This is a genomic window from Massilia luteola (assembly GCF_034420155.1).
Taxonomy (GTDB): domain Bacteria; phylum Pseudomonadota; class Gammaproteobacteria; order Burkholderiales; family Burkholderiaceae_D; genus Telluria; species Telluria luteola.
Window position 1 is genome coordinate 155,908 of sequence record NZ_JAXOFN010000007.1, and the last position, 16,994, is coordinate 172,901.

Consider the following 16,994-nt stretch of genomic DNA (forward strand, 5'->3'; position numbering starts at 1 on the left):
GGAGGGCGTGATGAGCGCCGTACTCAAAAACACTTCCCAAGATTTCCTCGTGGCCGACATCGGCCTCGCCTCGTGGGGCGAAAAGGAAATCCGCATCGCCGAAACCGAAATGCCGGGCCTGATGGCCATCCGCGAGGAATACGCGGCCAGCCAGCCCCTGAAGGGCGCGCGCATCGCCGGTTCGCTGCACATGACCATCCAGACCGCCGTGCTGATCCGCACGCTGGAAGCCCTCGGCGCGCAAGTGCGCTGGGCGTCGTGCAACATCTACTCGACGCAGGACCACGCCGCCGCCGCCATCGCCTCGGTCGGCACGCCGGTGTTCGCCGTCAAGGGCGAAACCCTGGACGAGTACTGGGAATACACCCATCGCATCTTCGAATGGCCGGGTGACAACCACGCCAACATGATCCTCGACGACGGCGGCGACGCCACGCTGCTGCTGCACCTGGGCGTGCGCGCCGAGAAGGACATCTCGGTGCTGGACAAGCCGGGTTCGGAAGAAGAGATCTGCCTGTTCAACGCGATCAAGGGCCGCCTGGCCGTCGATCCGCAGTGGTACTCGAAGCGCCTGCCGGAAATCAAGGGCGTGACGGAAGAAACCACGACCGGCGTGCACCGCCTGTACCAGATGCATGCGGAAGGCAAGCTGGCGTTCCCGGCGATCAACGTCAACGACTCCGTGACCAAGTCGAAGTTCGACAACCTGTACGGCTGCCGCGAATCGCTGGTCGACGGCATCAAGCGCGCGACCGACGTCATGATCGCCGGCAAGATCGCCGTCATCGCCGGCTATGGCGACGTGGGCAAGGGCTCGGCCCAGGCCATGCGCGCGCTGTCGGCCCAGGTCTGGGTCACCGAGATCGACCCGATCTGCGCCCTGCAGGCCGCGATGGAAGGCTATCGCGTCGTGACGATGGACATGGCCGCCGAGCACGGCGACATCTTCGTCACCTGCACCGGCAACTACCACGTGATCACCGAGCAGCACATGGCGCGCATGAAGGACCAGGCGATCGTCTGCAACATCGGCCACTTCGACAACGAGATCGAAGTCGCCGCGCTGCGCAAGTATCAGTGGGAAAACATCAAGCCGCAGGTCGACCACATCATCTTCCCGGATGGCAAGCGCATCATCCTGCTGGCCGAAGGCCGCCTCGTGAACCTGGGCTGCGGCACCGGCCACCCGTCGTACGTGATGAGCTCGTCGTTCGCGAACCAGACCATCGCCCAGATCGAACTGTTCTCCAACACCGCCGCCTACCCGGTCGGCGTGTACACGCTGCCGAAGAAGCTGGACGAGAAAGTCGCCCGCCTGCAGCTCAGGAAGCTCAACGCCCAGCTGACCGAGCTGACGGACGAGCAGGCCGCCTATATCACGGTGAGCAAGGAAGGCCCGTACAAGCCGGAACACTACCGTTATTGATCTGGTAAGCTCTTCCGTGAATTGACGCCGCGCACCCTCGGATTCCATCGTCGAGGGCGCCGGCATGCCGGACAACCTCTCACGAAAGACACAGACATGCGTTTGCTCCTGACCTGGCTGATCAATGCGGCAGCCCTGATGGCCTTGCCTTACCTGATGCATTCGGTATCGGTCGACAATCTCGGCGCCGCCCTCGTGGCCGCGCTCGTCCTGGGACTCGTGAACACGGTGATCCGTCCCGTGCTCGTCGTGCTCACCTTGCCCGTGACGTTCGTGTCGCTCGGCCTGTTCATCCTGGTGATCAATGCGCTGTTGTTCTGGCTGGTCGCGCACCTCGTCGGGGGCTTCCATGTAGCCGGGTTCTGGTCGGCCTTCCTGGCGGCGATCCTGTACAGTGTCATTTCGTGGGCGCTTTCTACCTTACTTCTCAATAAAGATGGAAACCCCTAACATCAGTATCGAGTTTTTCCCGCCCAAGACGTCCGAGGGCGCGGATAAACTGCGCGTGGCTCGCCAGAAGCTGGCCGAGCTGAATCCGAAATATTTTTCCGTGACGTTCGGCGCCGGCGGCAGCACCCAGCACGGCACGCTGTCCACGGTGCTCGAGATCCTGGCCGAGGGTCACGATGCCGCACCGCACCTGTCGTGCGTGGGCGGCACGCGCGAATCGATCCGCGCGATCCTGCGGGAATTCAAGGACAAGGGCATCCGCCGCCTCGTGGCCCTGCGCGGTGACTTGCCGAGTGGCTATGGCGGCGCGGGTGAACTGCGCTATGCCAGCGATCTCGTCGAGTTCATCCGCCAGGAAACGGGCGACTGGTTCCACATCGAAGTGGCCGCGTATCCGGAAATGCACCCGCAGGCCAGGTCGCCGCAGGACGACCTGCAGGCGTTCGCCCGCAAGGTGCAGGCCGGTGCGAATGCCGCGATCACGCAGTATTTCTACAATCCGGACGCGTATTTCCAGTTCGTGGACAATGCACGCAAGCTGGGCGTGGACGTGCCCATCGTGGCCGGCATCATGCCGATCACGAATTACACCCAGTTGATGCGCTTTTCGGACATGTGCGGCGCCGAGATTCCGCGCTGGATCCGTTTGAAGCTGGCCAGCTTCGGCGACGATTCCGCGTCGATCAAGGCGTTCGGCCTGGACGTGGTGAGCGGCCTGTGCGAGCGCCTGCTCGCCGGCGGCGCGCCCGGCCTGCATTTCTACAGCATGAACCAGGCGGCGGCCACGACCGCGATCTGGCAGCGTATCACCGCTTCCTGATCCGGCGCTCGTCCGGGGCATTTTGTTTTTGCCGTAGGGTGGGCGGCCTCCGCCCACGCGAACGCCGGCGTTACGCCAACGCCGGCGCTACGCGAACGTCATGCGCGGGCTCGGGAGCCCGTCCTACGCCTGCATTGTCGATCTCAGGTGACGTTGCTGGTTTCCGTCACGATCACGTCCAGCGGCACGTCGTGCGGCGCGTGCGAGAACACGGCTTCCTGGTTACTGTAGGCAATGCCCAGGGTGTGCGGGCGCGGCGGCAGTTCGAGGGTGCGGTCGTAATAGCCGCCGCCATAGCCGAGGCGATATCCGTCGGCATTGAAACCGAGGCAGGGGATCAGCAGGGCCGGCGGACGCTCGATGAAGCGCAGCTGGGCCGGCACCTGCACACCCGCTTCGTCCGGCAGCATGGGTTCGCCGGGCGTCCATTCGGTGAACGTCAGCGGGGCGTCGCGCTCCATCACGACGGGCAGGGCGAGGCGCACGCCGGCCTGGTGCAGCTCGGAATAGGCCGCCCGCAGGTCGGGCTCGCCTACCAGCGGCCAGTACACGCCGATCGTGTCGACCTGGCGCAGGCGCCACCACGCGACGACCTGGGCGCCGATATGCGCATCCCATTGGACCTTGATTGCGGAGTCAAGCGCCCCACGTGTAGTTCTGAGCGCCTTGCGCAATGCCGTCTTCGCCGCCTGTTTCTCGTCCGCCACGCTTGGGCTCGAGGGGCATGGTATTCTTGATTCGCCGGTCATGGATGAAATGAAGCCTACATTGAACATCGAATTGTTGATGTCGCAGAAACTGTTTGCCGGCGCCGTATGTGCCGCTTCCAGCCTGCTCTTCCTCGCGTCGCCCGACGTCGCGGCCCAGGCCGCCTCGCCCGGCACGACACAGCCCACACCCGCCGTGGCCGCCGCGCCCGGCGTAGCTGCGCCCACCCCGCCCGTCATCGCACCCGTTTCCGCACCGCAGTCGGACGCAAGTCGCGAGCAGGACGAGATCTTCATGCAGCTGCGCGACGCCGCCCGCAAGAACGATGCCGACAAGGCCGCGGCGCTGGCGGCGCGCCTGCCGAACTACGCGATTCCGTCTTACGTCGACTATTATCGGCTCAAACCGCGCCTGCGCGACGCTGCCAACGAGGAAATCCAGGATTTCCTGAAGCGCTATGACGGCAGCGCCATCGCCGACCGCCTGCGCAACGACTGGCTGCTGGAGCTCGGCCGCAAGCGCGACTGGACCAACTTCGACCGCGAGCTGCCGCTGTTCGTCAAGAACGACGATTACCAGGTGAAATGCTACGCGCTGCTGTCGCGCGCCGCGAAGGACCAGAACGTCGCGGCCGAGGCCCGTCTGCTGCTCGACAATCCGCCCATGTACGGCGAAGCCTGCGCCGCGCTCGTCAACCAGCTCGTCCAGTCCGGGCAGTTTACCAACAACGACCTGCTGGCCCAGCTGCGCCTCGCCGGGGAAATGCACGCGACCGGACCGTCGCGCCGCACGGCCTTGTTGCTGGGCGCGTCCGACACCCGCGCCGCCCAGGCCGTCGACCTGCCGGCCGTGGCGATGGCGCGCGGCGTCGGCAAGACGCGCGCCGAGCACGAGATCTACCTCGTCGCCATCGGCCGCATGGCGCGCACGAGCCTGAAACTGGCGACGGTGGCGCTGAACAGGAACGCGTCCAGGCTGTCGGCCGAGGAAAGCGCGATCGGCTGGGCGAACATCGCGCTGGCCGCCTCGCTCGCCCTGGCGCCCGAGGCATACGACGATTGGAAGCGGGCGGCCCGGGCGCCGCTGACGTGGAACCAGCTGGAGTGGAAGACCCGCATCGCGCTGCGCCGCGGCGACTGGAAGACCGTGCGCACGACGATCGAGGCGATGCCCACGCAGCAGCACGACGAGCCCGTCTGGACCTATTGGCTGGGCCGCGCGCTGCTGGCCGAAGGCCGGCGCGAGGATGCGCAGGCGCTGTTCAGCCGTATCGCCGACCAGAACAGTTTTTATGGCCAGCTGGCGATGGAAGAGCTGGGCATGCAGATCAGCATCCCTCCGAGTGCCGTACCGCCCACGCCGGCCGAGCTGGCGCAGGTGGCCGCCAACCCCGGGTTCAGGCGCGCCTTGAAATTCTTTTCGATGCGCATGCGCTTCGAGGGCACGCGCGAATGGAACTGGGCGCTGAACGGCTTTACGGAGCGCCAGTTGCTGGCCGCCGCCGAGTTCGCGCGCCAGAACGACATCCTCGACCGCATGCTGTCGACCTCCGAGCGCACGCGCACCGAGTTCGACTACACCCAGCGCTTTCCGGCGCCGCACAACGACATCCTGCATCCGACGGCGCAGGGCCTCGGCCTGGACCAGGCCTGGGTCTACGGACTCATCCGCCAGGAATCGCGCTTCGTCAGCGACGCCCAGTCCGGCGTCGGCGCGGCCGGCCTGATGCAGGTGATGCCGTCGACCGGCAAGTGGGTGGCGGAAAAGATCGGCCTGACGGACTACGGCCACGGCATGCTCAACGATATCCGGACGAATATCATACTCGGCACCAATTACCTGAACATGGTGCTGAACAATGCAGACGGGTCGCAGGTGCTGGCGACGGCCGCCTACAACGCCGGTCCGGGACGGGCGCGCACGTGGCGCGGCCTGCTGACGGCGCCGATGGAGGGGGCCGTGTTCGTCGAGACCATCCCGTTCGACGAAACGCGCAACTACGTGCGCAACGTGATGTCGAACGCGACGAACTACGCCGCCTTGTTCGAGAAGCGTCCGCAGTCGCTCAAGGCGCGCCTGGGGACGATCACGCCGCGCACCAGCGGCATCGGCCTGCCGTGACCGCGGCATGCCGGGCACGCATCGGAGAGACATCATGCACGAGCAGTCGGTAGTGGTATTCGGCGGGACCGGATTCATCGGCAGCCACCTGGCGGCCAGGCTGGCCGAGCACGCCGTGTCCATCGTCGTGCCCACGCGGCACGAAAGCCGCGCGATGCACCTGATGCCGCTGGGCGTCGACATCGTCCAGACCGATCTCCACGACGACGCGGCATTGCGCCGGCTGGTGGCCGGGCGCGATGCCGTCATCAACCTGGTCGGGATCCTGCATTCGCGCCGCGGCGATCCGTACGGCCCGGACTTCCGCCGCGTCCACGTCGATCTGCCGCATCGTATCGCCTGCGCCTGCGCGGCCGAAGGCGTGCCGCGCTACCTGCACATGAGCGCGCTGGGCGCCGACCGTCAGGGGCCGTCGATGTACCAGCGATCGAAGGCCGATGGCGAAGCGGCCGCGGCGAGCCAGCCGGCCGTCGCGGCGACGATCTTCCGGCCGTCCGTCGTGTTCGGTCCCGAAGACCGCTTCCTCAATATGTTCGCGCGGCTGCAGCGCCACCTGCCCATCGTCCCGCTCGCGGGCTGCCATGCGCGCTTCCAGCCCGTGTACGTGGGCGACGTGGCCGAAGCGTTCGTGCGCGCGCTGCTCGACCCGCATACGGCCGGCCTCACGTATGAACTGGGCGGCCCGCAGGTGTACGAACTGGGCGAACTGGTGCGGCTGGCGGGCCGCTCTGCCGGCCACGAGCGCAAGATCGTCGCCTTGCCGGATGCGCTGGCGCGGCTGCAGGCGATGTTCTTCGAATTGCTGCCCGGCGAGCCCGTCATCACGCGCGACAACCTCGATTCGATGAAGGTCGACAACGTCCTCCACCCGTCCGCGGACAATAAAGTCTTGACAACAGCGGCGCTGGGAATCAAGCTCACGGCGCTCGAGGCCGTCGCGCCGCAGTACCTGGTGCCAACTGGCGGACTCGACGTCCTGCGCGCCCGTGCCGGGCGCTGACCTCAACGATCACGCCACACCATGCAGACTATCGAACTCGATCCGACTTTGACGCAGACCCTCGACAACGCACGCAAGGCCGGCCTGACCCTGGTCATCGGCAACAAGAATTATTCCTCGTGGTCCATGCGCCCCTGGGTGGCCGCCACGGCCGCCGGCATCCCGTTCACCGAAGTGCGCGTCCTGCTCGACCAGCCGGACACGGCCACGAACATCGCCCGCTACTCGGCATCCGGCCGCGTGCCCGTGCTGATGGCCGGCGAGATGATGATCTGGGACAGCCTGGCGATCTGCGAATACCTGGCCGAGCAATTCCCCGACAAGCATCTGTGGCCGCAGGACGTGGCGGCGCGCGCGCTCGCGCGTTCCGTCGTCGCCGAGATGCACGCCGGCTTTGCCGACCTGCGCACCGCGATGACGATGAACATCAAGGCGCGCCTGCCGGGCCGCGGCCGCACACCGGGCGCCCAGGCCGACATCGGCCGCATCTGCGAGATCTGGGAAGAGTGCCTGTCGCGCTTCGGCCACCATCAGTTCCTGTTCGGCGACTTTTCCATCGCCGACGCCTTTTATGCGCCGGTCGTGTCCCGCTTCCGGACGTACGGCGTGGCGCTCGCACCGGCGCTGCAGGCGTATTGCGAGCGCGTGCTGGCGCACCCGGCCGTGGCGCGCTGGATCGAGGAAGCGATGGCGGAAACCGAGATCGCCGGCGCCCACGAAGACGAACTGCCGGACTGACGATGCGGGCCTATGTGGTCGGCGGCGCCGTCCGCGATGCGTTGCTGGGACTGCCCGTCCAGGACCACGACTGGGTCGTCGTCGGCGCCACGCCCGAGGACATGATCGCCAAGGGCTTCCGCCCGGTCGGCAAGGATTTTCCCGTATTCCTGCACCCGCGGACGCACGAGGAGTACGCGCTCGCGCGCACCGAGCGCAAGACGGCGCCGGGCTACCACGGCTTCGTGTTCCATACGTCCCCCGACGTGAAGCTGGAAGATGACCTGATCCGCCGCGACCTCACCATCAACGCGATGGCCCGCGCCGAGGACGGCACCATCGTCGATCCGTACGGCGGCTTGCAGGACGTGCGCGACCGCGTGTTCCGCCACGTGTCGGCGGCGTTCGCCGAAGACCCGGTGCGCATCCTGCGCCTGGCGCGCTTCGCCGCGCGCTTCCCCGATTTCACCGTGGCCGACACGACGCTCGCGCTGATGCGGCAGATGGTCGACGCGGGCGAAGTGGACGCCCTCGTGCCGGAGCGCGTGTGGCAGGAATTGTCGCGCGGGCTGATGGAGCAAAAGCCGTCGCGCATGCTGGCCGTGCTGCGCGATTGCGGCGCGCTGGCGCGCATCCTGCCCGAACTGGACGCGCTGTGGGGTGTGCCGCAACCGCCGCTGCATCATCCCGAAGTCGACACGGGCGTGCACATGATGCTCGTGATCGATGTCGCGGCCGAACGGGGCCACGACCTGCCCGTGCGCTTCGCCGCGTTGATGCACGACCTGGGCAAGGGCGCGACGCCGTCCGAACACCGGCCCAAGCACCATGGCCACGAAGGCATGGGGCCGCAGCTGATCACCGAACTGTCCAGGCGTCTGCGCGTGCCGACGGAATGCCGCGACCTGGCCGTCATGACGGCGCGCGAGCACGGCAACGTCAGCCGCGCACTCGACCTGCGCCCGAACACGATCGTCACCTTGTTCGAACGTTGCGACGCCTTCCGCAAGCCGGACCGCTTCGCGCAGATGCTGCTGGCGTCCGAATGCGACGCGCGCGGGCGCGGGGACGAACACCACGAGATGCGCAGCCGCGACTATCCGCAGGCGCCGTATCTGCTGCGTGCGCTGGACGCGGCGCGTGCCGTGAACGCGGGCGAGGTGGCGGCGCGCCATGCGGAAAATCGCGCGAGGATTCCGGAAGCCGTGCACGCGGCGCGGGTGAGTGCCGTCAAGGCAGCGTTGCGCGACGCGCGCGACTGATCCCCGGACCGATACCGCCGCTCAGGTGTTGCGCAGGAATTGTGCGACGAGCGTTCCGATCGTATCGGGTGCGTCTTCGATGCAGTAATGTCCGACACCCGGCAGCGTGTGTACTTCCGCCTGCGGAAACAGTTCGCCGAACAGCGGCAGGAAGTGCTGCGCATGCAGCGTGCGGTCGGCCAGTCCCCAGATCGCGAGAGCGGGCCTGGACCGGATCGCCTGGCTGGCCGCCGTGTCGGGCGTCTCGAACCGGTGTGCGCCGGTGGCGAATCCCTTGGCCCAGCCGATCGCGCCGGCGCAGTCGGCCGGCGTGGCGTAATGCGCCGCGTACGCGCGCAGCCAGGTGTCGTCGATCAAGGCGTGGTTCTCGAAACCGTTGAGCTTGAGCGTGCTGAGGATATTGAAGCCGAGTTCGCCGAGCACCGTCTCCAGCCGCTTTTCTTCATGCGCTTTCAGGATCCATCGGAACCACGGGGATTCCCGGGCATTCGCCGCCAGCCTCGCCGCCAGGCTTTCCTGGCCGAACGGCGTGGGGCCGTTGGCCGACACGATGCGTGCGATCCGTTCCGGATGCCGTGCCGCCAGACCCATGCCCACCGGCCCGCCGAAATCGTGCATGAGCAGCGTGATGCCGCGCAGGTCCAGCGCCAGCACGAATCGTTCGAGATTGTCGATATGGTCTTGCAGCCAGTAGCTGCGATCCGGTGGCGTATCGCTCTTGCCGAACCCCATGTGGTCCGGCGCGATGACGCGGTACGTCGCGGACAGGCTGGCGATCAGGTGGCGGAACATATAGCTCCAGGTCGGTTCGCCGTGCAGGCACAGGATGATGTCCCCGTCGCGCGGCCCCTCGTCGACGTAGTGCATCCGGAAACCCGGCGTATCGATGAAATGGGGGCGGTAGGAAAACGTGCCGTCGAAGGTGTCGTCTGATCGGATCATGGCTGTCTCGCAGTTCAAGGTTAATTGGTTTTAAAATGAAACCACTTGCTTTATACGCCATGTGGTTTTAATATGCAACCATCAAGACAGCAAGGAGGGACGATGGTCAAGCGCACCAGTCACCATGACGTGCCGTGCGGCGTGGCGCGTCCGCTGGATGCGATCGGCGACGGCTGGTCGCTGTTGATCGTGCGCGACTGCTTCGGCGGCTTGACGCGGTTCGGCGAATTCCAGCGCAGCCTGGGGCTGGCCAAGAACATCCTGGCGGCACGGCTGCGCAACCTGCTCGATCACGGGATTCTCGATACCGTGCCGGCCGCCGATGGCGGCGCCCACCTGGAATACCGGCTGACCGACAAGGGCAGGGCCTTGTTCCCGTTGCTCGTCGCGCTGCGCCAGTGGGGCGAAGATTATTTTTTCACGCCCGGCGAGGCGCATGTCCGGCTGGTCGACCGCGAACGCGGGCAGCCAGTAAGGCCCCTGGAGGTGCACGCCCAGGACGGCCGCCTGTTGGCGCCGGACGACACCATGGTGGACTGGAACGGCGTCGGCGGGCGTTGAATACGGCGCTCATCCGTTACAATGGGTGAGTTTTTGTTGCGGCGCACAATCGATCATCATGCAGGACCATCCCCTCCGCCACTGGCTGAAAACCTTCTTTGGCAAGAAGGACGGCCAGGCCGTGCTCGTGAAGGCGCTGCGCGAGCGCGACCGGCGGCGCGTGCTGCGCCACTTCATGGCCCTCGACCGGGACGACCGCCTGCTGCGCTTCGGCAGCGTGTTGCCGGATGCGCAGGTCGAGGCGTACGTCGCGACACTCGATTTTACGAACGACATCGTGTTCGGCGTCTACAGCCGCGTGTTCCAGCTGGTCGGCGTCGGCCACCTCGCGTTCACGTCGCGCGAGGCGCATCCGGACAGCATCCATGACACGGACAAGGAAAAAGTGGCCGAGTTCGGCGTCTCCGTGTCGACATCGGCGCGCGGGCAGGGCATCGGCACGCGCCTGTTCGAACGGGCGGCCATCCATTGCCGCAATTCCGACGTCGACACCTTGTACATGCAATGCCTGTCGTCGAACCGCACGATGATGCACATCGCAAAGAAGGCCGGCATGGAGATCCGCCGCGAGTACGGCGAGGCGGACGCCCACCTGCACGTGCCGCCGCCCAGCCCGGGCAGCGTGCTGGCCGAGGCGCTGGAAGAGCAGATCGCCAAGATCGATTACACGGTCAAGGCGAATGCGCGCGCCGCTGCCAAATGGCTGATGTGGCGGCGTTAATGTGTATATGTGTGATAAACACCGCCTGGAATCGGCGGCGCAATCCGGCAATAACCCATTGGTTCGCGAGACGGACATTTATTTTCCTTTAAATACTCCGTCATTCCGATGCGCGTCGCGTGATATTCGGTGAAATTTCATATCGCAGAATAGATTTTCATAAAAGCCGGTGATTCGTCACCGGCTTTTTTTTGCCGCTTGCAGGCATGTCCGCGAATTGCCGATATTCTTTGCCAGAGATTGCCGGTTCAAAATTAGTAATTATCTTTTCCGAATTGAATTGCATACCATAGCGCTCGCTTGAGCGTGCATGGAAAACATGCTGCGGTGCCGGCAGCCGGCGCACGCCACGGGTGACCAATCCGGTAATTCAAATGAGGAATGCATGAAATCAGCAAGCATTGCGATAGTGGGCCTCGGGCCGCGGGGACTGAATATTCTGGAGCGCCTGTCCGCCCTGCTGAACGCCGGCTACGCCACGCCCGCCTTGACCCTGCACCTGATCGATCCGGCCATTCCGGGCCAGGGCGTGCATGAGTGGTCGCAGCCGCAACATCTGCTGGTCAACACGGTCGCCGGGCAAATCACGATGTACAGCGATGACACGGTGGAGGGCGCCGGCCCCGTCGCGCCCGGCCCGTCCTTCCTGGACTGGGTCCGCGCCCGGGGCTATCGCTGCGTCGACGGCAAGTACATCGTGTCGTCGGCCGGACTGGAAATCGGCGAGAACGACTATCTGCCCCGTTCCCTGCTGGGCGAGTACCTGACGGCCGTGTACGACCGGCTGATCGCCGGCTTCCCCGCCAACGTCACATTGCACAACCACAGGCGTGAAGTGAAGCAGATGACGCGCCTCGACGACGGCAAGCTGGCGCTGCGGCTCGACGGCGACTACCTGATCGCAGCCGACTTCTGCTGCCTCGCGCTGGGCCATTGCAAGGGGCGCCAGGACGAATTCGACCGCATGCTGGAGGCGATGACGAACCAGGGCGAGTCGAAGAACAGCCGCTTGCGCTTTTTCCGGAATCCCTATCCGATCGCCGCGCTCAGCCGGATATCGCCGGCGGACCGGGTCGCCATCTGCGGCGCCGGTCTCAGCGCCACCGATGTGGTGTCGGCATTGACCTCGGGCATGGGCGGGCGGTTCGAAGCGGCCGCGCCCGGGCACTTGCGCTATCTGTCGTGCGGCCGCGAACCCGCCATGCACATGTTTTCGCGCCAGGGCGTGCCATTCGGCGGCCGCGCCGTCAATCAAAAGGGCGTGGGCGGGCAGTACAAGACCCGCTTCTTCACGCGCGAAGCGATCGACGCCGCACGCCACCGCACGCGCCTGCACAGCGGATCGTCCCAGCTCGATTTCGATCGCGATGTGTGGCCGGTCCTCAAGTTGGAAATGGCCTATGTGCATGAATGCACGCAGGACAAGCAATGGCTCGACCCGCGCGACTACCGGCCGGCACCGGCGAGCCTGCAGGCGATCGATACGCTGGTCGCTCCACTGGACGGTATCCGGTTTGCCACGTACGCCGACTACCAGCAATTTGTCCAGGCGTATCTGCGGCAGGACATCGCCGACGCCCTCGAGGGCAACGTCGAGAATCCGCGCAAGGCGGCCGCCGACGTGATACGGGACGTGCGCGACAACATCCGCTACGCCGTCGATCACTGCGGCCTGACGCCGGAGTCGCACCGGCGCTTCCTGTCGCACTGGTGCGCAGTCATGAACCGGATTGCGGTCGGTCCGCCCAAGGAGCGCAATATGGAGCTGCTGGCCTTGTGCGAAGCGGGCTTGCTCGAGTTCGGCATGGGCCCGAACCCGGCGATCGGCTACGACGGCGCGGCGCACCGCTACACGCTGTCGTCGACCGCCTTCGCGCAGGCGCACGCCGCCGCGTTCGACGTCTTCGTGCGCGCCAAGATCGATGTCTTCGAGCCCGAACAGACTACATCGGCGCTGATCGAGGACCTGCTGGCCAGCGGCCTGGCCGCGCCATTCCGGAACGGCGCCTTCAAGCCCAGCGGACTGGCGGTCAGCCCTGCCGCCAACCTGATCGACGCCACCGGATGCGTGGTCGACAACGTCTGGGCGTTGGGAAATATCGCAGAAGGACCGACCTTTTATACCTACGTGCTGCCGCGTCCGCAGGTCAATTCGCGCGCCATCCAGGACGCGGGCAAGGTGGCGCTGGCGATGCTGGACAAGATCGGGACGCCGGGACACAGCCTCGACCCGACCGCGTCCAACCAGAGCCAGCCCAACCTCATCGCCGCCTGACGTCCGCCGGTCCGCTCAATTCACGCTTTCCAGGACGGCGGGCTCGTCGGCGAAATGCGCGATGAACGCATCGCGCGCGGCGTGCCGGGAGATATCCTTGCGCCAGATCAGGGTGGTGTTGACCCGCGCCAGCCGGCGCGGCAGCGTGTGGATACGCACCGATGACAGCAGATTGCGTTTGATGAGCAGCGCGGCCGGCATCAACGACACGCCCATGCCCGCGCCGACGCAAGCCAGGATGGTTTCGAAGGCGCCGAATTCGACGACTTTCGGTTGCATACCGCTTTCCGCAAACCATTGTTCCAGACGATAGCGGTAAGCGCAGCCAGCCCGGAACGACAGGATCGTGGACGCCCCGACATCGGCAGCCGTGGTGACCGGTCCGTGCCCCACCTCGGTCACCAGCACCAATTCTTCCTCGAACACGTCCTGCTGGTGCACCTCGTTGCAATTGATCGGACCGGCCACCACGCCGATATCGGCCATGTGGCTGAGAACTTGCTCCAGCATGAGATTGGTCGGCCCAGTTTGTATCTGCAAATCCACCTGCGGATATTGCTCATGGAACTTGGTCAAGATCGGGGGCAGGCGCAAGGCTGCGGCCGTTTCCATCGATCCGATCCGGAGCGGGCCGCTGGGCACGCCTTTGCCGGTCACGGCCGCCTTGGCCTCTTCCGCCAGCTGCAGCAGGCGCTCCGCGTAATCCAGGAGCCGTAGCCCATCCTGCGTAATGACCAGGCGATTGCCCACGCGGTGAAACAGCTTGATGTCGAGCTTTTTTTCGAATTGCGTCAACCGGGTCGAAACATTCGATTGAACGCAATGCAGGCGTTCCGCCGCGCGCGCCACTCCGCCTTCATCTGCTACCGCCTTGAATATCCTGAGCATGTGTAAATCCACGCTTGATCGCCTCTCTAAAAGTGAATGTATCGTTCATAACTTGTCATTATCCTTGATGAAACCCCGGGTTTAAAATATTCGAAATGATTCAGAGGGCGAACGGCGGAAACACAGAAAGGCCTCGTGAACGATAGTCGAATTGGCCTGCCCCAAGTGGGGGCGCGGCATTTTCTTGTTTTTATCGAATGCGTTGTCATTATAGATATATTTACTTTTGACGTTAAGGCTGGTTCCTGTTGTGCCAAGTATGTTTGATGTACATCAATGTGGCATCGCGAGCAATCGATCTTTTCTTGCGCTTTTCCGTTTTGTCGTCCCCTGCTTTCTGGCGCCCGCTGGCGCCGATGCGATTTGCATATCCTTTGGAGAATAACGATGTCCTTTACCGCCCTATTATTTGTTCTGTTGTGGAGTACCGGGTTCATCGCCGGGAAAGGGGCGTTGCCCTACGCTGATCCCTTCGTGCTGATCGCGATCCGGATGGCGATCGCGGCGGTCGTGGTGGCTTGCCTGATACCGGTATTTCGCCAGCGCATGCCCAGGAAGGCGAGCGAATACGCGCATATCTGTATCAGCGGCCTGCTGCTGCACGTGTGTTTCCAGGGCGGTATCTTCTACGCGATCCATAACGGCCTGCCCGCCGGCTTGACCGCGCTCGTGATCGGCCTGCAGCCGGTGTTGACCGCGGTCATCTCCGTCGCCACGGGCCGCGAGTCGCTGTCGTCCCGCCAATGGCTGGGCATTGGACTCGGCCTGGCCGGCACGATCGCCGTGCTGTCCAACGGCCTGAACCTGATCGCCGGCGTGCAGTCGGTGGGACGCCAGGTGGTGCCGGCCGTGATCGGCCTGCTGGGGCTGACGCTGGGCACGCTCTATCAAAAGCGCTACAGCTCCCAGGCCGCGATCCTGCCGTCGGCGCTGATCCAGTACCTGACGTGCTTCGTGGTGACCGGCACGGCGGCCCTGGCGACGGAAAGACTCACTGTGCAATGGAGCACCGGTTTCATCGCCAGCCTGGCCTGGCTGTCCATCGTGCTGTCGGTGGGCGCGGTGGCCCTGCTGTTCCTGCTGATCCGCCGCCAGTCGGCCACGCTGGTCGCTTCCTACTTTTACCTGGTGCCGGTGTTCACGATGTTGTTCGGCTTCCTGCTGTTCCATGAAGTGCGCGGCGCGGCATCGATCGTGGGCGGCAGCCTGTCCATCCTCGGCATTTTCCTGGTGACCCACGGCAAGCGCGCCACGCCGGTCGCCACCCTGACGCCGGCCACGGCAAAACTGAAAGCCTGACGTCATGGCGGGCGCCGTCGACACGATGGCGGCGTCCCCCCGGTGCCTCCCCTCACTTCCAACCTGTTCAAGAATGCAGCTTTTCCTTACTCCAACGTCGCCGTTCGCGCGCATCGTCCTGGTCACGGCGCTGGAATGCCGGCTGGCCGACCTGCGCCTGTGCTGGACCGATCCCTGGCGCTCGCCCGCCGAGCTGGTGCGTGCCAATCCGTTCTGCACCGTCCCGACCCTGGTGACGCGCCAGGACGGCGCGGTGTGGGACAGCGGTGTGATTTGCGATTACCTGCTGAGCCAGGGCGCGCCGTCCGCACCGCTGCGCACCGCCGCGGCCGACGCCGCACGGCTGCGGCGGTATGCGGCGGCCAGGATGCTGATGGATGTCGCGGTCAGGAAGACCGTACTCGAGCGCCATCGCGGCCCGTCCGACCAGGCCGCCGGATTACTGATCGGCCGTGCGACCGATGCACTCGCGCGCGCGTTGCGCCAGGTCGAGCCCGGCGTGGCGGCGGAACCGCTGGCCGGCGGCCGCGCCGACATGGCGGACCTGACGCTGGCCGTCGCCCTGGAATACGTGCGCTTCCGCCACGGCGCGCTGTACGGCGCCGAGGTCGGTGCCGCGCTCGCCGCGTGGCTGGAGTCCTGGAGTCCAAGGCCCGCGCTCGTCCTCACGACGCCGGCGGCCCTCGCGGCCCGGCCGGCCTACGACAACCTGTTCGACATGGCCGCATCATGATGCTCCACCCTTATTTCGCTACGACCCTGGGCATGCGCTGCCCGATCATCCAGGCGCCGATGGCCGGCGGCCCGACGTCGCCGGACCTGGTGGCCGCGGTGTCCAACGCCGGCGGCCTGGGCTGCTTCGCCGCGGCCATGCTGGCCCCGCAACACATCGAGGCCGGCGTGACCGCGATCCGTGCCCGCACCGACCGCGCCTTTGCCGTCAACCTGTTCGTGCTGCCGCCGGCCGACCCCACGCCGGACGTGGTGGCGCAGGCGCTCGGATGGCTGGCGCCGCTGTACGAGGAATTGGGCGTGCCGCCCGCGCCTCCCGTGCGCTGGTGCGAAGACGGCGCTGCCCAGCTGGAGACGGTGCTGGCGCTGCGTCCGCAGGTCGTCAGCTTTACCTTCGGCATGGTCGACCACGCTTGCATCGAACGCTTCCACCGCGCCGGAACCCAGGTGATCGGCACCGCGACCACGGTCGCCGAGGCGCAGGCCTGGCGCGACGCCGGCGCCGACGCGGTCTGCGTGCAGGGCGCCGAGGCCGGCGGCCACCGCGGCACGTTCCTGGGCAGCGCCGAGCAGTCGATGATCGGCACGCTGGCCCTGGTGCCGCAGGTGGCCGACGCCATCGACCTGCCCGTCATCGCGGCCGGCGGCATCATGGATGGACGCGGCGTGGCCGCCGTCCTGGCGCTGGGCGCCGGCGCGGCGCAGCTGGGAACGGCGTTCCTGTCCTGTCCGGAAGCGCCGATCCATGCGCTCTGGAAGCAGGCGCTGGCGGCGGCACGCGACGACGCCACCCGCGTCACCCGGCTGTTTTCCGGACGTCCCGCGCGCGGGCTGGTCAACGGTTTCATGGACCGCATGGCGGAGTACGAAGCGCTGGTGCCGGCCTATCCGGTCCAGAACGCGCTGACGGCGGCACTGCGCCAGGCGGCGGCGCGCCAGGACCGGGCCGACTGCATGTCGCTCTGGGCCGGGCAGGGCGCGGCGATGTCGCGCGCCGTGCCGGCCGCCGAGCTGGTGGCGCTGCTGAGCCGGGAATGCGAGCAGGTGCTGGCACGCCTGGCGCCGTGACGGC

General features: G+C 65.9%; 16 protein-coding genes. 13 read left to right on the forward strand and 3 right to left on the reverse strand.

Annotation, left to right across the window (positions count from 1 at the left end):
* The first annotated feature begins 10 nt into the window (after positions 1-10).
* From ahcY to metF, 3 genes are all read left to right on the forward strand, one after another.
* On the forward strand, positions 11-1,426 hold the full coding sequence (ahcY, locus tag U9J41_RS10735; RefSeq protein WP_322402174.1) for an adenosylhomocysteinase: 1,416 nt from the start codon (positions 11-13) through the stop codon (positions 1,424-1,426).
* 96 nt (positions 1,427-1,522) lie between these two features.
* Positions 1,523-1,876, forward strand: coding sequence for a phage holin family protein (locus U9J41_RS10740; protein ID WP_322402175.1), 354 nt, complete (start codon positions 1,523-1,525; stop codon positions 1,874-1,876).
* Positions 1,863-2,696 (forward strand): methylenetetrahydrofolate reductase [NAD(P)H], encoded by an 834-nt coding sequence (gene metF, locus U9J41_RS10745; protein ID WP_322402176.1) that lies wholly within the window; start codon positions 1,863-1,865, stop codon positions 2,694-2,696. Before U9J41_RS10740 ends, metF begins: the two co-directional genes overlap by 14 nt.
* A 143-nt stretch (positions 2,697-2,839) precedes the next feature.
* On the opposite strand, the gene U9J41_RS10750 is transcribed toward metF, so the two are convergent.
* Complete coding sequence (locus U9J41_RS10750; protein WP_322402177.1) at positions 2,840-3,403, reverse strand: 5-formyltetrahydrofolate cyclo-ligase; 564 nt, start codon at positions 3,401-3,403, stop codon at positions 2,840-2,842.
* A gap of 49 nt (positions 3,404-3,452) precedes the next feature.
* Here U9J41_RS10750 and U9J41_RS10755 point away from each other — a divergent pair, with 49 nt between their 5' ends.
* Genes U9J41_RS10755 through U9J41_RS10770 form a run of 4 tightly spaced genes read left to right on the forward strand, consistent with a single transcriptional unit; the run spans position 3,453 to position 8,504 of the window.
* Positions 3,453-5,525, forward strand: a complete 2,073-nt coding sequence (locus U9J41_RS10755) for a lytic transglycosylase domain-containing protein (RefSeq protein ID WP_322402178.1) — start codon at positions 3,453-3,455, stop codon at positions 5,523-5,525.
* Between the two features lie 34 nt (positions 5,526-5,559).
* On the forward strand, positions 5,560-6,525 hold the full coding sequence (locus U9J41_RS10760) for a complex I NDUFA9 subunit family protein (RefSeq protein ID WP_322402179.1): 966 nt from the start codon (positions 5,560-5,562) through the stop codon (positions 6,523-6,525).
* A 21-nt stretch (positions 6,526-6,546) separates the two neighbouring features.
* Positions 6,547-7,263 (forward strand): glutathione S-transferase family protein, encoded by a 717-nt coding sequence (locus tag U9J41_RS10765; protein ID WP_322402180.1) that lies wholly within the window; start codon positions 6,547-6,549, stop codon positions 7,261-7,263.
* Between the two features lie 2 nt (positions 7,264-7,265).
* Positions 7,266-8,504, forward strand: a complete 1,239-nt coding sequence (locus tag U9J41_RS10770; RefSeq protein ID WP_322402181.1) for a multifunctional CCA addition/repair protein — start codon at positions 7,266-7,268, stop codon at positions 8,502-8,504.
* 21 nt (positions 8,505-8,525) lie between these two features.
* Here the strand turns inward: U9J41_RS10770 and U9J41_RS10775 are convergent, their stop codons facing one another.
* On the reverse strand, positions 8,526-9,446 hold the full coding sequence (locus tag U9J41_RS10775) for an alpha/beta fold hydrolase (RefSeq protein ID WP_322402182.1): 921 nt from the start codon (positions 9,444-9,446) through the stop codon (positions 8,526-8,528).
* A gap of 102 nt (positions 9,447-9,548) precedes the next feature.
* On the opposite strand from U9J41_RS10775, the gene U9J41_RS10780 reads away from it, so the two are divergent.
* From U9J41_RS10780 to U9J41_RS10790, 3 genes are all read left to right on the forward strand, one after another.
* A complete protein-coding gene (locus tag U9J41_RS10780) occupies positions 9,549-10,007 on the forward strand; it encodes a winged helix-turn-helix transcriptional regulator (protein WP_322402183.1) in 459 nt (152 codons plus the stop codon).
* A gap of 58 nt (positions 10,008-10,065) precedes the next feature.
* Positions 10,066-10,728 carry a GNAT family N-acetyltransferase gene (locus U9J41_RS10785; protein ID WP_322402184.1) on the forward strand — a complete coding sequence of 221 codons (663 nt, stop codon included), beginning with the start codon at positions 10,066-10,068 and terminating at the stop codon, positions 10,726-10,728.
* Positions 10,729-11,113: 385 nt separating this feature from the next.
* The gene (locus U9J41_RS10790; RefSeq protein WP_322402185.1) at positions 11,114-13,003 is read left to right on the forward strand and encodes an FAD/NAD(P)-binding protein; all 1,890 of its coding nucleotides are present in this window, start codon (positions 11,114-11,116) and stop codon (positions 13,001-13,003) included.
* Positions 13,004-13,018: 15 nt separating this feature from the next.
* Here U9J41_RS10790 and U9J41_RS10795 read toward each other — a convergent pair whose 3' ends face one another.
* The gene (locus tag U9J41_RS10795; RefSeq protein WP_322402186.1) at positions 13,019-13,891 is read right to left on the reverse strand and encodes a LysR family transcriptional regulator; all 873 of its coding nucleotides are present in this window, start codon (positions 13,889-13,891) and stop codon (positions 13,019-13,021) included.
* Positions 13,892-14,278: 387 nt separating this feature from the next.
* Here U9J41_RS10795 and U9J41_RS10800 point away from each other — a divergent pair, with 387 nt between their 5' ends.
* The 3 genes from U9J41_RS10800 to U9J41_RS10810 all read left to right on the forward strand — a co-directional run bounded on the left by U9J41_RS10800 (position 14,279) and on the right by U9J41_RS10810 (position 16,990).
* On the forward strand, positions 14,279-15,190 hold the full coding sequence (locus U9J41_RS10800; RefSeq protein ID WP_322402187.1) for a DMT family transporter: 912 nt from the start codon (positions 14,279-14,281) through the stop codon (positions 15,188-15,190).
* A 73-nt stretch (positions 15,191-15,263) separates the two neighbouring features.
* Complete coding sequence (locus tag U9J41_RS10805; protein WP_322402188.1) at positions 15,264-15,923, forward strand: glutathione S-transferase family protein; 660 nt, start codon at positions 15,264-15,266, stop codon at positions 15,921-15,923.
* Positions 15,920-16,990: an NAD(P)H-dependent flavin oxidoreductase gene (locus tag U9J41_RS10810; RefSeq protein ID WP_322402189.1), complete on the forward strand. Its 1,071-nt coding sequence runs from the start codon at positions 15,920-15,922 to the stop codon at positions 16,988-16,990. Before U9J41_RS10805 ends, U9J41_RS10810 begins: the two co-directional genes overlap by 4 nt.
* Positions 16,991-16,994 lie beyond the last annotated feature (4 nt).

Bases quoted from the DNA above. Each gene is read 5' to 3' on its own strand.
- U9J41_RS10740 (WP_322402175.1), top strand. From the start codon at position 1,523: ATGCGTTTGCTCCTGACCTGGCTGATCAATGCGGCAGCCCTGATGGCC.
- metF (WP_322402176.1), top strand. From the start codon at position 1,863: ATGGAAACCCCTAACATCAGTATCGAGTTTTTCCCGCCCAAGACGTCC.
- U9J41_RS10810 (WP_322402189.1), top strand. From the start codon at position 15,920: ATGATGCTCCACCCTTATTTCGCTACGACCCTGGGCATGCGCTGCCCG.
- U9J41_RS10760 (WP_322402179.1), top strand. From the start codon at position 5,560: ATGCACGAGCAGTCGGTAGTGGTATTCGGCGGGACCGGATTCATCGGC.
- U9J41_RS10770 (WP_322402181.1), top strand. From the start codon at position 7,266: ATGCGGGCCTATGTGGTCGGCGGCGCCGTCCGCGATGCGTTGCTGGGA.
- U9J41_RS10795 (WP_322402186.1), bottom strand. From the start codon at position 13,891: ATGCTCAGGATATTCAAGGCGGTAGCAGATGAAGGCGGAGTGGCGCGC.
- U9J41_RS10780 (WP_322402183.1), top strand. From the start codon at position 9,549: ATGGTCAAGCGCACCAGTCACCATGACGTGCCGTGCGGCGTGGCGCGT.
- U9J41_RS10775 (WP_322402182.1), bottom strand. From the start codon at position 9,446: ATGATCCGATCAGACGACACCTTCGACGGCACGTTTTCCTACCGCCCC.
- U9J41_RS10805 (WP_322402188.1), top strand. From the start codon at position 15,264: ATGCAGCTTTTCCTTACTCCAACGTCGCCGTTCGCGCGCATCGTCCTG.
- ahcY (WP_322402174.1), top strand. From the start codon at position 11: ATGAGCGCCGTACTCAAAAACACTTCCCAAGATTTCCTCGTGGCCGAC.
- U9J41_RS10765 (WP_322402180.1), top strand. From the start codon at position 6,547: ATGCAGACTATCGAACTCGATCCGACTTTGACGCAGACCCTCGACAAC.
- U9J41_RS10800 (WP_322402187.1), top strand. From the start codon at position 14,279: ATGTCCTTTACCGCCCTATTATTTGTTCTGTTGTGGAGTACCGGGTTC.
- U9J41_RS10755 (WP_322402178.1), top strand. From the start codon at position 3,453: ATGAAGCCTACATTGAACATCGAATTGTTGATGTCGCAGAAACTGTTT.
- U9J41_RS10785 (WP_322402184.1), top strand. From the start codon at position 10,066: ATGCAGGACCATCCCCTCCGCCACTGGCTGAAAACCTTCTTTGGCAAG.
- U9J41_RS10790 (WP_322402185.1), top strand. From the start codon at position 11,114: ATGAAATCAGCAAGCATTGCGATAGTGGGCCTCGGGCCGCGGGGACTG.